General features: G+C 65.4%; 11 protein-coding genes and 1 other RNA gene. 10 read left to right on the plus strand and 2 right to left on the minus strand.

Annotated elements, in window-relative coordinates; translation table 11 throughout:
- The first annotated feature begins 134 nt into the window (after positions 1–134).
- The 5 genes from ftsE (at position 135) to ssrA (ending at position 4,304) form a co-directional block, all read left to right on the plus strand.
- Entirely contained in the window at positions 135–824 is a 690-nt protein-coding gene (ftsE, locus tag JJJ14_RS04255; RefSeq protein WP_004565300.1) for a cell division ATP-binding protein FtsE, read from the plus strand.
- Between the two features lie 12 nt (positions 825–836).
- A complete protein-coding gene (ftsX, locus tag JJJ14_RS04260) occupies positions 837–1,754 on the plus strand; it encodes a permease-like cell division protein FtsX (protein ID WP_004565299.1) in 918 nt (305 codons plus the stop codon).
- Between the two features lie 6 nt (positions 1,755–1,760).
- Positions 1,761–3,077 (plus strand): peptidoglycan DD-metalloendopeptidase family protein, encoded by a 1,317-nt coding sequence (locus tag JJJ14_RS04265; RefSeq protein WP_004565298.1) that lies wholly within the window; start codon positions 1,761–1,763, stop codon positions 3,075–3,077.
- A 154-nt stretch (positions 3,078–3,231) separates the two neighbouring features.
- Complete coding sequence (gene smpB, locus JJJ14_RS04270; RefSeq protein WP_004565296.1) at positions 3,232–3,768, plus strand: SsrA-binding protein SmpB; 537 nt, start codon at positions 3,232–3,234, stop codon at positions 3,766–3,768.
- 165 nt (positions 3,769–3,933) lie between these two features.
- Positions 3,934–4,304, plus strand: a transfer-messenger RNA (tmRNA) gene (gene ssrA, locus JJJ14_RS04275).
- Positions 4,305–4,467: 163 nt separating this feature from the next.
- On the opposite strand, the gene JJJ14_RS04280 is transcribed toward ssrA, so the two are convergent.
- Complete coding sequence (locus JJJ14_RS04280; RefSeq protein WP_201444775.1) at positions 4,468–5,187, minus strand: FadR/GntR family transcriptional regulator; 720 nt, start codon at positions 5,185–5,187, stop codon at positions 4,468–4,470.
- Positions 5,188–5,402: 215 nt separating this feature from the next.
- Between JJJ14_RS04280 and JJJ14_RS04285 the strand changes: the two genes are divergently transcribed.
- On the plus strand, positions 5,403–6,491 hold the full coding sequence (locus JJJ14_RS04285) for an alpha/beta hydrolase (RefSeq protein ID WP_101559913.1): 1,089 nt from the start codon (positions 5,403–5,405) through the stop codon (positions 6,489–6,491).
- Here JJJ14_RS04285 and JJJ14_RS04290 read toward each other — a convergent pair.
- Positions 6,488–7,234 carry a FadR/GntR family transcriptional regulator gene (locus JJJ14_RS04290; protein WP_411674817.1) on the minus strand — a complete coding sequence of 249 codons (747 nt, stop codon included), beginning with the start codon at positions 7,232–7,234 and terminating at the stop codon, positions 6,488–6,490. The genes JJJ14_RS04285 and JJJ14_RS04290 overlap by 4 nt on opposite strands.
- A gap of 266 nt (positions 7,235–7,500) precedes the next feature.
- On the opposite strand from JJJ14_RS04290, the gene JJJ14_RS04295 reads away from it, so the two are divergent.
- The 4 genes from JJJ14_RS04295 to JJJ14_RS04310 all read left to right on the plus strand — a co-directional run bounded on the left by JJJ14_RS04295 (position 7,501) and on the right by JJJ14_RS04310 (position 13,277).
- Complete coding sequence (locus JJJ14_RS04295) at positions 7,501–9,126, plus strand: ABC transporter substrate-binding protein (RefSeq protein ID WP_101558452.1); 1,626 nt, start codon at positions 7,501–7,503, stop codon at positions 9,124–9,126.
- Between the two features lie 208 nt (positions 9,127–9,334).
- Entirely contained in the window at positions 9,335–10,300 is a 966-nt protein-coding gene (locus JJJ14_RS04300) for an ABC transporter permease (RefSeq protein ID WP_201444776.1), read from the plus strand.
- Complete coding sequence (locus tag JJJ14_RS04305) at positions 10,300–12,450, plus strand: dipeptide/oligopeptide/nickel ABC transporter permease/ATP-binding protein (protein ID WP_070509887.1); 2,151 nt, start codon at positions 10,300–10,302, stop codon at positions 12,448–12,450. The genes JJJ14_RS04300 and JJJ14_RS04305 overlap by 1 nt, the downstream gene beginning before the upstream one ends.
- The gene (locus JJJ14_RS04310; protein WP_004565287.1) at positions 12,450–13,277 is read left to right on the plus strand and encodes an ATP-binding cassette domain-containing protein; all 828 of its coding nucleotides are present in this window, start codon (positions 12,450–12,452) and stop codon (positions 13,275–13,277) included. Before JJJ14_RS04305 ends, JJJ14_RS04310 begins: the two co-directional genes overlap by 1 nt.
- Positions 13,278–13,937 lie beyond the last annotated feature (660 nt).

The following is a 13,937-nucleotide window of genomic DNA, read 5'->3' on the forward strand; positions in this document are numbered from 1 at the left end:
GCGTCCCGGCCATCACAAGCCACATCGACGCTGGGCGTGTCACGGCGGAAAAATGGCGTGTCGGCGCATACGGTGGCCACAACGCCATGAACCCGAGTGCCGTGCTCGGGGCGCAGCAGGGGAGCAACGAGCAGATGATCCGCTTCAACCACGTCTCGAAGGTCTATGACCGGGGGATGCGTCCGGCGCTCGACGACGTCGACATCAAGATCAATCGTGACGAGTTCGTGTTCCTTGTCGGCGCCTCGGGATCGGGCAAGTCGACCTTCCTGAGGCTGGTCATCCGGGAGGAGCGCCCCACCAAGGGACGCATCCACGTCCTGGGACGTGACCTGTCGAAGATCTCCTCGTGGAAGGTGCCCCAGCTGCGGCAGGAGATCGGCTTCGTCTTCCAGGACTTCCGGCTCCTGGAGAACAAGACCGTCCTGGAGAACGTGGCGCTGGCCTCCCAGGTCATCGGTAAGCCGCGCCACTACATCCTCTCCGCTGTGCCCGAGGCCCTCGATCTGGTGGGGCTGGCCGGCAAGGAGAGGCGCCTGCCGCACGAGCTCTCCGGTGGTGAGCAGCAGCGCGTGGCGATCGCCCGCGCCATGGTCAACCGGCCCAAGCTCCTCCTGGCTGATGAGCCCACCGGGAACCTGGACCCCTCGACGTCGGTCGGGATCATGCGTCTGCTCGACCGCATCAACCGGCAGGGGACCACGGTCGTCATGGCGACTCACGACGACGAGATCGTCGACCAGATGCGTAAACGCGTCATCGAGCTCAAGGGCGGCGAGGTCGTGCGCGACCAGGACCGCGGCGTCTACGGCTCGGATCGCTGAAGGAGAAGAACTGTGAGACTGCGTTTCGTCCTGTCGGAGACCGCCAAGGGCATGTACCGGAACCTGGCGATGACGGTGTCCGTGATTCTCGTTGCCTTCGTGTCGCTGCTCTTCGTCGGGGCCTCGTCGCTGCTGCAGAGCCAGATCTCGACCATGAAGGGCGACTGGTACGACAAGGTCGAGGTCTCGGTCTACATGTGCCCCAAGTCCTCGGCCTCCTCCAACTGCGCCAACGGCGAGGCCACCGCCGCTCAGATCAGCGAGGTCGAGAACCTCATCACCAGCGGCGCCCCCTCCGGCTACGTCAAGTCCTACCAGATGGAGACCAAGGCCCAGGCCTATCAGAACTTCATGAAGGCCTACGCCAAGTCCGCCGTCGGGAGGAACGCGACGGAGGACATGATGCCCGTGTCCTTCCGCATCAAGCTCAAGGACGCCGAGAACTACAAGCTGGTGGCCGAGCAGTTCGAGGGGCACAGCGGCGTGGAGCGGGTGGTCGACCAGCGCTCTACCCTCGAGCCGCTCTTCCTCGTGATGAACCGGGCCTCCTGGATCACGGGAGGGCTGGCAACCATCATGGCGGTGGCCGCGGTGCTGCTCATCTCGACGACCATCAGGCTGTCGGCCATGTCCCGCTCCCGACAGACCGGGATCATGCGTCTGGTGGGGGCCTCGAACCTCTTCATCCAGTTGCCCTTCATCCTCGAAGGGGTCATCGCCGCCCTCACCGGGGCGATTCTTGCCGTGGCCACGTTGTGGCTGGGAGTCCGCTACGTCGTGGAGGGGTGGCTCGCCTCATCCATCTCCTTCACGAGCGCCTTCATCAGCACCAGGGATGTCCTCTTCCTGTCGCCCTGGCTGATCCTGGCCGCCATCGCCCTGGCCGCGGTCTCCTCCGCCCTATCGCTGTCCAAGTACACGAGGATCTGATCTCACATGCTGTCTCGTCTGTTCCTGCGCCGCTCACGCCGGCGTGCCGCAGTCTGCGCCCTGGCGGCCGCCAGCCTCGTCTTCTTCTACTCCGGGGACATCTCCCTGGCTGATGAGCGAGACGACGCCGTTGCCAAGCAGAACGAGGCGCAGCGCAAGCAGCAGCAGGTGATGTCCTCGCTGGAGGGGGTCAGCGCCGATCTGGGACAGGCATACATCTCGCTTCAGAACGCCCAGGCCTCCTTGAGCACCGCGGAGACCCAGCTGACCACCGCCGAGACGAATCTGGCCGCCAAGGAGAGGGAGCAGCAGATCGCCAGTGACCGCCTGACCACGGCGCAGAACAGCCTGGAGACGGTCAAGAAGGAGTCCGAGGCGTCCAAGAAGACGGCCGAGGAGACCTCCGACTCGGTGGCGGAGATCGTGGTGTCCACCTATCAGGGGGACAACTCGGTGACCTCCTGGAGCTATGTCCTCGCCTCTCAGGACGTCGAGGAGCTCAGCCAGCGCGCCTCAGCGGTTGAGATCGGCTCGGGAGTCCAGGAGGCGGTACTGTCCGCCGCCGAGGTCGAGCGTGCTCAGAACGCCAACCGTGAGGCCAGGCAGAATGCTGCCACCACGCGAGTCAGCACGCTCAAGACCGAGGCTGACACCGCCGAGGCGAACGCCAAGGCCGCCCGGGACGCGGCCAAGACCAAGCGGGACGAGGTCGCCAAGCTGGCTGCCCAGAAGAAGTCGGCCGCCGAGGCGCTGGAGAGCCGTAAGAGCGATCTGCAGTCCCAGCTCAATCAGGCCAACGCCGATGCGGCGGCAGCGGCCGCACGAGTCGCCCAGATCGACGCCGCCAACCGGGCCGCGGCCAGCGCCGGAACGATGCCCTCGGTCCCCGCCAGCTCGATCGGCGCCGACTCCCTGGGAAGCGGGTACATCGGGCACCCGATCACCGGCCCGCTCGAGGTGACCTCGCCCTTCGGGTACCGCGTCCACCCGGTCACCGGTGTTGCCACAGGACACCAGGGGGTCGACTTCGCCGCGAGTGAGGGAACGCCCCAGTACGCGGCGGTCTCCGGAGTGGCCACCTACTGGGACTCCGAGTCTTGCGGCATCGGCATTGACATCAACGGCGGCATCATTGACGGGCACTCCTACGTCATCACTCTGTGCCACCTCTCCTCGCGCAGCATCGCCGACGGCCAGCAGGTCAAGCGCGGCGATGTCGTCGGCGCGACCGGCTCAACCGGCTACGCCACCGGGGCGCACGTCCACTTCCAGGTGGCCCAGGACGGGGCGTACATCGATCCGATGTCCCTGCCCGGCTTCTAGCCGGGTCGTTCTTGACGGGGCCCGTAGACTCCTGTCCCTGCGCGTCGTCGTGTCACGCCACGATGCCCCGGTCGGGCTCGGCCCGCTCGGAGGGAACTCCGGGCCGTCCTGACGGGGAGCGCCAGCCATCCCGTACTCGTGAAAGGACAGGCCGATGACCCCTGCCTCCAAGTCCGCTCGGGCGCCCAAGCCAACGGCCGGGCAGAAGGCGAAGGCCGCCTCCGACGCCCACAAGACGGTGGCCCGGAACCGCAAGGCGACCCACGACTACTTCATCGAGGACCGCTACGAGGCGGGGCTGGTCCTTACCGGCACCGAGGTCAAGGCGCTGCGCATGGGGCGGGCCTCGCTGACCGAGGCCTGGATCGAGATCGACCGCCATGGCGAGGCCTGGCTCCAGGGGGCTCATATCCCCGAGTACCTGCAGGGGACGTGGAACAACCACTCCCCGCGTCGCAAGCGCAAGCTGCTCCTGCACCGCAGCGAGCTGGAACGCCTCGCGACCAGGGTCCAGGCCAAGGGCTACACGGTGGTCCCGCTGGAGCTGTACTTCATCGGGGGACGCGCCAAGCTGGAGATCGCCCTGGCTCGGGGTAAGCAGGACTGGGACAAGCGCCAGGCGTTGCGTGAGGCGCAGGACAAGCGGGAGGCGGCCCGGGCCATGGCAGCCGCCAACCGGCGTCGGGGCTGAGGCAGGAGGGAGCAGGGCTCCTTGAGCGTTTCTACCTGCTGACCGGCCGCGTGAGGTATGGAGCAGTAGCCCTCAGTGCTCTCGTCTCCTGGTTCTGCTAGAGTGGCCTGGCTCTGCTGAGAGCGCGTTCCGGGTCTCCTGCGGGAGCCCGGTGACACCTTCATAGGGGATGATCGGTTTCGACGACGGTCGTAGGTTCAGGAGAAGCGGGTCGAGGATGCGCAGTCATCTCGTCAACGCTCTGCGCGAACCAATAGGTGCCGATAACACTCGCACCGACTTCGCCCTCGCCGCCTGAGCGAGCCTCGAAGTCCGTCAGCCCGGGGAGCGCTTCCGCCCCGGTTCCTGGCGTCATCTAGGAAGCCACTGCTGAGAGCCCGTGTCGGTAGGGCTCTCGGGACTTTTCATCGACTGAGCCCGTCGGCGTCCTTGCTCGCGTGAGACGCCGGGGCCGAGAAAAACGCTAGCGAGCTGCACCCGGAGAAGTCCTGTTGTGCGGCCGTCGGACGGGGGTTCGATTCCCCCCATCTCCACCACTACATGAGTTTCCAACGAATAATGCCCGCGGTTACCCGGTGAGGGTACAGGGCGAGTATCCCGTTCGGGAACGCAGCATGGAGCCCCTACCACCCATTGCGGGTGGTAGGGGCTCCATTGTGTTGGGGCGGAAAGCGCCGCAGGGGGCCTTTGTTGGTTGTTTTAGGTGAGGACGGCGAGGAGTGGGGCGTAGTGGTCGGTGATGGCTTTGCGGTAGGCGGGGGTGTCTCCGGCGTGGGCGGCTTGGAGCATGGCTCGGTGGGCTTTGGCGGTGCTGGTGAGGTCTTCGAGCTTGGGGGCGTCCAGGAGGGGGACGGTGAGGGTGTGGATGGCCCAGAAGGCTTCGGTGAGGTGGAGGTAGAGGTGGTTGTCGAGGGGTTGGAGCAGGCGGGTGTGGAAGCAGCGGTCCTGGTCGGTGAAGAGCTTGCCTTGGGAGGCGAGGTGCTCGATGTTGTCGACGAGGGTGTTGAGCTCGGGGTCGTGGCGGTTGTGCCAGGCGTGGGTGACGGGTTCGGCCAGGGCGTTGTCGAGGGTGATGCGTACTTCGACGATGTCGCGTAGTCCGCGGTGGTCGTCTCCGGGGTTGAGGAGGCCTTTGAAGATGAGGGACTCGACCATGGGGCGCATGGAGACTTGGCCGACGAACATTCCGTGTCCGTGGCGTACTTCGACGATGTCGAGGGCGACGAGGGTGCGGACGGCTTCGCGCACGGAGGAGCGGGATACTCCTAGGTCGGTGCACAGCTGGGACTCCGTGGGCAACGCGTCACCAGGATGCAGGCCCTTGGTGAGAATGTAGTTCTTGATCTCGGCGATCGCCGTGGATGACTGAGTCATCGGGGTGGTGGTGAGGCCGGACATGACACCGCGGGATACCTGCATGACCCCATTGTCCGACTTTTGGTTCATTTACGCTGGTGAATGTCGAATCGTCCTCACCCGTGCGATCTCGAGGCATCCGGGCGGATGCCGTACTGAGGGCGGGTGCCATCGAGAGACACGTCGTCGGCCGGCTGGCGGTGGGCACCGGTACCGTAGATCAGTGACTGATTGTGAGTGAGTTGGTGCTACAGCGCTCACAGTGCAACAGTTACGGCATGTCTCGCACGCATGAGGAGCTCCCCGCCCGTCCTGCCTACGACAGTGCCACCGCCGCCCTGCTCGAGCGTATCGAGCCGCTCGGCGTCTTCGGGACCATGACGGTGCAGAAGATCCCGAGCTGGCGCGCACCGGCCGACGAGGTCCGGGCGGGTTTCCTGCTCAAGCACCCCGACATCGACCTGGAGGACGTTGACGTCCTTCGTCAGGACGGGACGACGCTTCCCGCCGCGGTTGCACGAAGCGCCCAGGGTGCCTGCGTGGGCCGCCCCGGCCCCCTGTTCCTCTCTCTGCACGGGGGAGGGCTGGTGATGGGTTGCCGTTTCAACGGTCTGTCGACCGTTGTCCCGTGGCTGCGGCGGTACGGGGGCGTCATCGTCAGCCCCGAGTACCGTCTGGCTCCCGAGGATCCGGCACCGGCCGGCGTCGAGGACTGCTACACCATGCTGTGCTGGGCGGTCGAGCACGCCGAGGAGCTCGGTGCCGATCCGGAGCGCGTCATCGTCGTCGGGCCGAGTGCCGGGGGAGGGCTGAGCGCCGGCACGCTGCTCATGGCGCGAGACAGACGGGGGCCGGCCGTTCTCGGCGGGCTGCTGGACTACCCCATGCTGGATGACCGCACCGGCATGCCGCACTGGCAGGGCTCGGTCTCGGCGCGTCAGTACCCGGACGACGGCACCTGGCCGACGGCGTACAACAACGTCGCCTGGGACGCGGCGCTGGGGGAGCGGCGAGGCACGGAATCGGTCACCCCCTATGAGGCCCCCGCCCGTGCCGCCTGGCTGGGCGGGCTGCCGCCGCTGTTCATCTCGGTGGCCTCCGCAGAGGTCTTCCGGGACGAGGACGTCGCCTTCGCCTCCAGAGTGTGGCGCGACGGCGGAGATGCCGAGCTGCACGTCTATCCCGGGGGCACTCACGCCATGGAGTTCGTCAACGCGCGATGGCTCGCGCAGGGGCTGACGGCGGCACGCGACCTGTGGATGGACAGGCTGCTCCGTCCGGAGGATCCGCGCCTCAATGTCGTGGCCGTGGCGCAGGCCGGCACCTATCCGGCCCTGACGGAGGAGTTCTCCGCTGGGTTGTCTTAGGTGAGGACGGCGAGGAGTGGGGCGTAGTGGTCGGTGATGGCTTTGCGGTAGGCGGGGGTGTCTCCGGCGTGGGCGGCTTGGAGCATGGCTCGGTGGGCTTTGGCGGTGCTGGTGAGGTCTTCGAGCTTGGGGGCGTCCAGGAGGGGGACGGTGAGGGTGTGGATGGCCCAGAAGGCTTCGGTGAGGTGGAGGTAGAGGTGGTTGTCGAGGGGTTGGAGCAGGCGGGTGTGGAAGCAGCGGTCCTGGTCGGTGAAGAGCTTGCCTTGGGAGGCGAGGTGCTCGATGTTGTCGACGAGGGTGTTGAGCTCGGGGTCGTGGCGGTTGTGCCAGGCGTGGGTGACGGGTTCGGCCAGGGCGTTGTCGAGGGTGATGCGTACTTCGACGATGTCGCGTAGTCCGCGGTGGTCGTCTCCGGGGTTGAGGAGGCCTTTGAAGATGAGGGACTCGACCATGGGGCGCATGGAGACTTGGCCGACGAACATTCCGTGTCCGTGGCGTACTTCGACGATGTCGAGGGCGACGAGGGTGCGGACGGCCTCGCGCACGGAGGAGCGGGATACTCCTAGGTCGGTGCACAGCTGGGACTCCGTGGGCAACGCGTCACCCATCTGCAGACCGGAGCGCAGGATGTAGTTCTTGATCTCCGCCATCGTGGCCTCCGCCTGGGTAGTGGGCGACGCCATCAGCGTGGAGTAGGGGCCATGAGGGATGATCGGCTCATCGACTGTGGGCGTGAGGTTCATCTCTTTTCCTGCGGTGGTGGGTGCTTGCGGTGCGGAGGCTCTGTTCATGGTGCTGCTCTTCTTGGTGTCGGCCACGGTTCTTGCTCTGTCAATCATTGTTGGTCACTACGATGTGATTCCGCTCGTCGAACGACTCGCCCCAGCGGTGGGGCGGCAGTTCGCGAACGCCTTGCCTGCGAGGTCGTGAGTGGTCTGGACGCCCTGACTTCTGCTACAGTCATCCTACCAACGTCAGACATAAGACGTCAGACATCAGGAGAGAATCAATGGCGATCACGACTCCGGCCGGCTCCAGCCGCCGGGACTTCATCAGGCTGACCGGCACCCTCGGAATGGCTGCTGGTCTGGCTGTCAGCCTTGCGGCCTGCGGCGGTAAGGGCAAGACTGCGGGTGGCGCAAAGGCCAGTGGCATGGCTACCGATCAGGAGGTCACTCACAAGGACGGTGTCATCACCGCAGGTATTTCCTACGAGCTGGGCACCAACGGCTACGACCCGATGACGACGTCGTCGGCTCTGACGGTCGCTGCCAACTGGCACACCCTGGAGGGGCTCACCGAGCTTCACCCGGCCACCCGCGAGGTGTACGCGGCTCTGGCGGCGGAGATGCCCAAGAAGGTGGACGACACCACCTATGAGGTCGCGCTGCGTAAGGACGCGAAGTTCTCCGACGGCTCGGCCGTGACTGCCGACGACGTCGTCTTCTCCTTCACGCGCGTGCTCGACCCGGCCAACAAGTCGCTGTACTCGCAGTTCCTTCCCTTCATCGACAAGGTGGAGGCCAAGGACGCAGGCACGGTGACCATCAAGCTCAAGTACGCCTTCTCCCTGGTGGCCGAGCGTCTGAGCGTCGTCAAGATCGTCCCCAAGGCGGTTGTCGAGGCGGACGCCAAGAAGTTCGACATGAACCCCGTCGGAAGCGGTCCGTACAAGATGACCGACAACGGTGCCGCCAGCCAGAAGCTCGTCTTCGAGCGTAACGACAAGTACAACGGTCCTCGCCCGGCGCTGGCCAAGTCCATGACCTGGCAGGTCCTGCCTGACGACACCACTCGCACCAACGCGATGACCTCTGGCTCCGTGCAGGCCATCGACGCCGTCCCGGCGGCCAACCTCAAGACGCTCAAGGACCCGGTCAAGGTGGCAGCGCAGCAGGGCTTCGGACTGCTCTTCGCCATGTTCAACAACACCACCTTCTCCAACGTCAAGGCGCGCCAGGCGGTGCTCTACGCGCTGGACTACGCCAAGATCTGCGACACCGGCATGGCCGGTCTGGCGACGCCGGCTACCTGCTTCGTTCAGGACGGGCACCCCGCGTACAAGAAGGCCAAGACGGTCTACTCCAAGGACGCGGCCAAGGCCAAGTCGCTCCTGTCGGAGGCCGGCATCACGACCATCAACCTGCTGTGCACGGACCACGGCTGGTTCTCCGCCGTCAGGCCCATCATCCGTGAGAACCTCGAGGCCCTGGGCGTGACGGTCAAGTACGACGAGAAGAAGTCTGCGGACACCTACTCCTTCATCGACTCCGGGCAGGGGGCGTGGGACGTGCTCATCGCTCCTGGGGACCCCTCGGTCTTCGGCAATGACGCGGACCTGCTCATGCGCTGGTGGTACAGCGGTGACGTGTGGACCGAGAGTCGGATGCACTGGAAGGGCTCGGAGAGCCAGGCCGCGGTCCAGAAGCTGCTCGATGAGGCGGTCAAGCTGGAGGGTGACAAGCAGGTCTCCAAGTGGCAGGAGATCTTCGACAAGCTCTCTGAGGACGTTCCGCTCTACCCGATCTTCCACCGCAAGGCTCCGACGGCCTACGACTCGACGACGTTGGAGAACTTCAAGCCGATCGCGCTGACCGGCCTGTCCTTCGTGGGGACGGGTTCGACCAAGTCCTGAGACTCGCGTGCGGGCGGTGTGGCAGTCGCTGGAGGTTGCTGCACCGCCCGTGTCGTGCTCGGGGTGTCAGTGTGTCCGAGGCGAAAGCAACGGACTTGCAATCTGACGTCAGACGTCAGACAATCGGAATGGCGGCTGGCTCTGCGGCTGCCACGTGACCCAGCCGCCCTCCAAAGGCGGCAGGACGCTAACGCAAAGGAGCATTTCAGTGTCCAACCTCATCCGCCTGATCGGACGGCGCTTGGTCGCGCTGCCGGTCATGGTGCTGGGCGTGACGCTGCTCGTCTTCATCGTCATGTCGTTCTCCTCGGCAGACCCGGCGCGTCTTGCGCTGGGTGAGTCGGCCACGTCAGACGCCCTCGAGCAGTACCGAGCCGCCCATCATCTCAACGACCCTCTTCTCAAGCGGTTCTGGGAGTACCTCCTGGGCCTCATCCATGGTGATCTCGGCACCTCCTTCACTGGAGCCAAGATCTCCGACATGGTGGCCGCGGCCTTCCCGATCACGCTCCAGCTGACCTTCATTGGAATCTTCGTGGCCGTCATCCTGGCTACGATCCTGGGAATCATCGCAGCCCTCTACCGCGACAAGTGGCAGGACCAGGTCATCCGCGTCATCTCCATCGCGTGCCTGGCCACACCGTCCTTCTGGCTCGCCCTGCTGCTCATCCAGTGGTTCTCCGACATTCCGGGCGGAACGGGGGCCTTCCCCGCGCTGGTATCCGAGTGGGTTCCCTTCAGCGAGGATCCCGGAACGTACCTCAACCAGATCTTCCTGCCGGCACTGGCCATCGCGGTTCCCAACACCGGTTCGCTCACCCGCGTGGTGCGTACTGCCATGGTTGAGGAGCTCGACCGCGACTACGTGCGCACCGCTATCGGCGGCGGTGTTCCCAAGAACGTCGTCGTGGCCCGCAACGTGCTGCGCAACGCGCTCATCACGCCGCTGACCGTGCTGGGCCTGCGCATCGGCTACGCCATGGGAGGCGCCGTCGTCATCGAGATGATCTTCAACATCAAGGGGATGGGACAGCTCATCTTCCAGGGCATCACCCGTAACGACGTGAACATCGTCCAGGGCGTCTCCATCACGGTGGCACTGGCCTTCATCATCATCAACATCGTCGTTGACATGCTCTACGTCCTCGTCAACCCACGAATCAGGAGCATCTGATGCTGCACCGCTCCACACTGGATAAGGCCTCGCGGCCCGGGCTGCGCTTCCAGGGCTGGAAGGCGCTGCCTGTCGGCTCCAAGATCGCCATCATCGTGCTGGGCCTCATCGCCCTGATCGCCATCCTGGCTCCCGTCATCGCCCCCTACTCTCCCGGTGCCACCGGGCTGGCGGAGACCAAGACGACCTCCTACATCGAGGGCGTCGGTGAGGTGACCTCCTCCGATCCGGTCGTCGCCCCCTCCGCGTCCCACCTGTTCGGGACGGACGGCACCGGTCGTGACATCTTCTCCCGCGCCGTCTACGGCGCCAGGGTCTCGCTGGTCGTGGGCCTGACGGCCACGGGCCTGGCCCTGGTGGTGGCCGCGGTCCTCGGGGCCGTCGCCGCCACGTCGCGCAAGTGGATCGCTGAGACCCTCATGCGCGTGCTCGACGTCGTCATGTCCTTCCCCGGCATCGCTCTGGCGGCCGTCCTCGTCTCGGCGATGTCGACCCGCCTGCCGATGCTGCCGGTCATCATCGTCTCCATCGGCATCCTCTACATCCCCCAGCTCACCCGCGTGGTGCGCGCCAACATCATCTCCCAGTTCGGGGAGGACTATGTGGCCGCCTCCAAGGTGATGGGGGCGCCGGTGCCGTGGATCCTGCTCAAGCACGTGGCCCGCAACTGCATCGCCCCGATCATGGTCTTCGCAACTGTCCTGGTGGCCGACGCGATCGTCTTCGAGGCCTCGCTGTCCTTCATCGGTGCGGGCATCAAGTCCGTCAACACCCCGACCTGGGGCAACATGCTCTCCGAGGGCAAGGAGCTGCTCCTGTCGGGCCACTGGTGGCCGACCTTCTTCCCCGGCCTGCTCATCCTCATCACCACCCTGTGCCTCAACGTCCTGTCCGAGGGACTGACCGATGCGATGGCCTCGCCGCGCATCAAGGCCAAGCCCGATGTTCAGGCCGACGAGGAGGCCATGGAGGCTCAGGAGACCCTGAACGCCTGGGACGACGCCGCTGAGGCGGTGGTCGCCAACGCCTCCGTCGCCGACGGGGACGACGCCACGAATGGGTTCAGCTCACTGACCGGCGTCGCCGCCCCGGCAACCGAGGATGTTCCTCTGTCCGAGCGGCTCAGCTCCCTGCGGGTGGCCGAGCTCGCCCGGCGAGACCGCCTGGTTTACGAGGACACTGGCGAGGACCCGGTTCTGGAGGTCAAGAACCTCACGATCGCCTTCCCCGAGCAGCACGGTGAGGTCAACATCGTCGATGGCGTCTCCTTCTCCGTGCGTCCGGGCGAGACCATGGGCCTGGTAGGGGAGTCCGGCTGCGGCAAGTCCATCAGCTCGATGGCCGTCATGGGGCTGCTGCCTCCCTCGGCCCGTATCTCCGGTGAGATCCTCTTCAAGGGACGCAACATCCTTGAGATGACGCCGGCCGAGCACAACGCGCTGCGTGGTCACGAGATGAGCATGGTCTACCAGGATGCTCTGTCCTCACTGAACCCCTCCATGCTCATCCGCACCCAGATGGCCCAGCTCAGTGCGCGCGGAGGCACTCGCAGTGCCGAGGAGCTGCTCGAGCTGGTGGGACTCGACCCCAAGCGCACGCTGCGCAGCTACCCGCACGAGCTCTCCGGCGGCCAGCGTCAGCGCGTCCTCATCGCCATGGCGCTGACCCGAGACCCCTCCCTGGTCCTGGCCGACGAGCCGACGACCGCGCTGGACGTGACCGTTCAGAAGCAGGTCATCGACCTGCTCAACGAGCTGCGTGAGAAGCTCGGCTTCGCGATGGTCTTCGTCTCGCACGACCTGGCCCTCGTGGCCAAGCTGGCACACCGGATCACCGTGATGTACGCGGGCCAGGTGGTTGAGCAGGCGCCCACCAGCGAGCTGCTGGCCAACCCGGTTCACGAGTACACCCGGGGCCTCCTCGGCGCGGTGCTCTCCATCGAGTCCGGCTCCAAGCGACTCCACCAGGTGCGAGGGGTCGTCCCCTCACCCAGCGAGTTCGTCAAGGGCGACCGGTTCGCCCCGCGATCGTCCCACCCGACGGTCGGACTTGAGACCCGTCCGGTGCTCAAGCCCGTGCCGGGCACGACGGAGCACAGCTACGCCATCACCCCCGAGCTCGAGGCTCTGCTCGCGAAGGAGAAGCACTGATGTCCCCCAACACGTCTGCATCGTCCTCATGGAGCGAGGACCAGCCGGTCGTCGAGCTCAGGAACGTCAATGTCATCCACAAGTCCCGCACCGGTGGCCTGTTCCACCCGGACACGGTTCACGCGGTCAACGACGTCTCGCTGAGCGTCAAGCGCGGAGAGACGCTGGGACTCGTGGGAGAGTCGGGTTGCGGCAAGTCCACCACGGCCCGAGTCATGGTGGGTCTGCAGCCGGTCACCTCCGGTGAGGTCATCTTCAAGGGGCGTCCCTTGGGGCGCTCGGCCTCGGACCGTCGCGATCTGGGACGCAGCATCTCGGTGGTCTTCCAGGACCCGGCCACGGCCCTCAACCCGCGCATGATCGTGCACGACGCGCTCATCGACCCGCTCAACGTCCACGGAATCGGGTCGCCCAAGGAGCGTGAGGCCAAGGTGCGCGACCTGCTCCACCTGGTCGGGCTGCCCCCCAGCGCACTCAACGTGCTGCCTCGGCAGATCTCCGGTGGTCAGCGTCAGCGCGTCGCCATCGCCCGAGCGCTCGCCCTGGACCCCGACATCATCGTGGCCGACGAGCCCACCTCCGCCCTGGACGTCTCGGTGCGCGCCCAGGTGCTCAACCTCCTCCAGGACCTCAAGGCCTCCTTGGGGCTGGGGCTGGTGTTCATCAGTCACGACATCAACACGGTGCGCTACGTCTCGGACCGGATCGCCGTCATGTACTTCGGCAAGATCCTCGAGCTCAACACCACTGAGGAGATCTTCAACAACCCTCAGGAGGAGTACACGCGCACTCTGCTGTCGGCAGTGCCCTCGCTGCTCGATGTCTGAGTAGCCGGCTCCGGCCGCTGCCTGCGCCAGCACCTCCAGGTGAGGGGCGGACCCACTCGGGTCCGCCCCTCACCTGTCTATCGGTTCCGTTTAAGAGGGGGATTGTTATCTATGTCGATGCTGTTAGAGGCCGGGTGCTGCTGTGGTGATTGCGAGAGATTGCTCTTCCGATCTCGTATGAAATCTGAGCGTGTGAGCATTGACTTCTGGGTCACATGTCGTGTAGATTACTTTTATCAGTTCAGAGAGGAGCTGATAGCGGCACACACAGCCGCCAACAAAGGTGTTGAATGTAAAGGAGGGTCTCCTATGTATGTCACAGCGCCATGGCGTGTGACCACGACGGCGCGTCGCCAGTCCGTCGTGCGTGAGGGTCGGGGCCCGTCCTTGATTCGCCTCTGACCAGCTGGTGAGAAACCAGAGGGTCGCGTCAGGGGCGAGTGAGGCGCGGTAAGCGCTCCTCCGGTGCCGCCTCATCGCGGCGAAGCATGAGGTGATGAGAAAGTCGAGACGCGCGTGAGTCGCTGAAGCCGGGCGCGTCTGCGATCAGACGCATTCTTGATGAGGCCGGCCCATGATGTTGGGTGCGGAATTCCAGGGATTGCGATCCACATAGTGACTGATGGGTACTTCTATGCCCATTTTAAGAAACAGGTGACA

This window comes from Actinomyces sp. HMT 175, from assembly GCF_016694895.1.
GTDB lineage: Bacteria > Actinomycetota > Actinomycetes > Actinomycetales > Actinomycetaceae > Actinomyces > Actinomyces oris.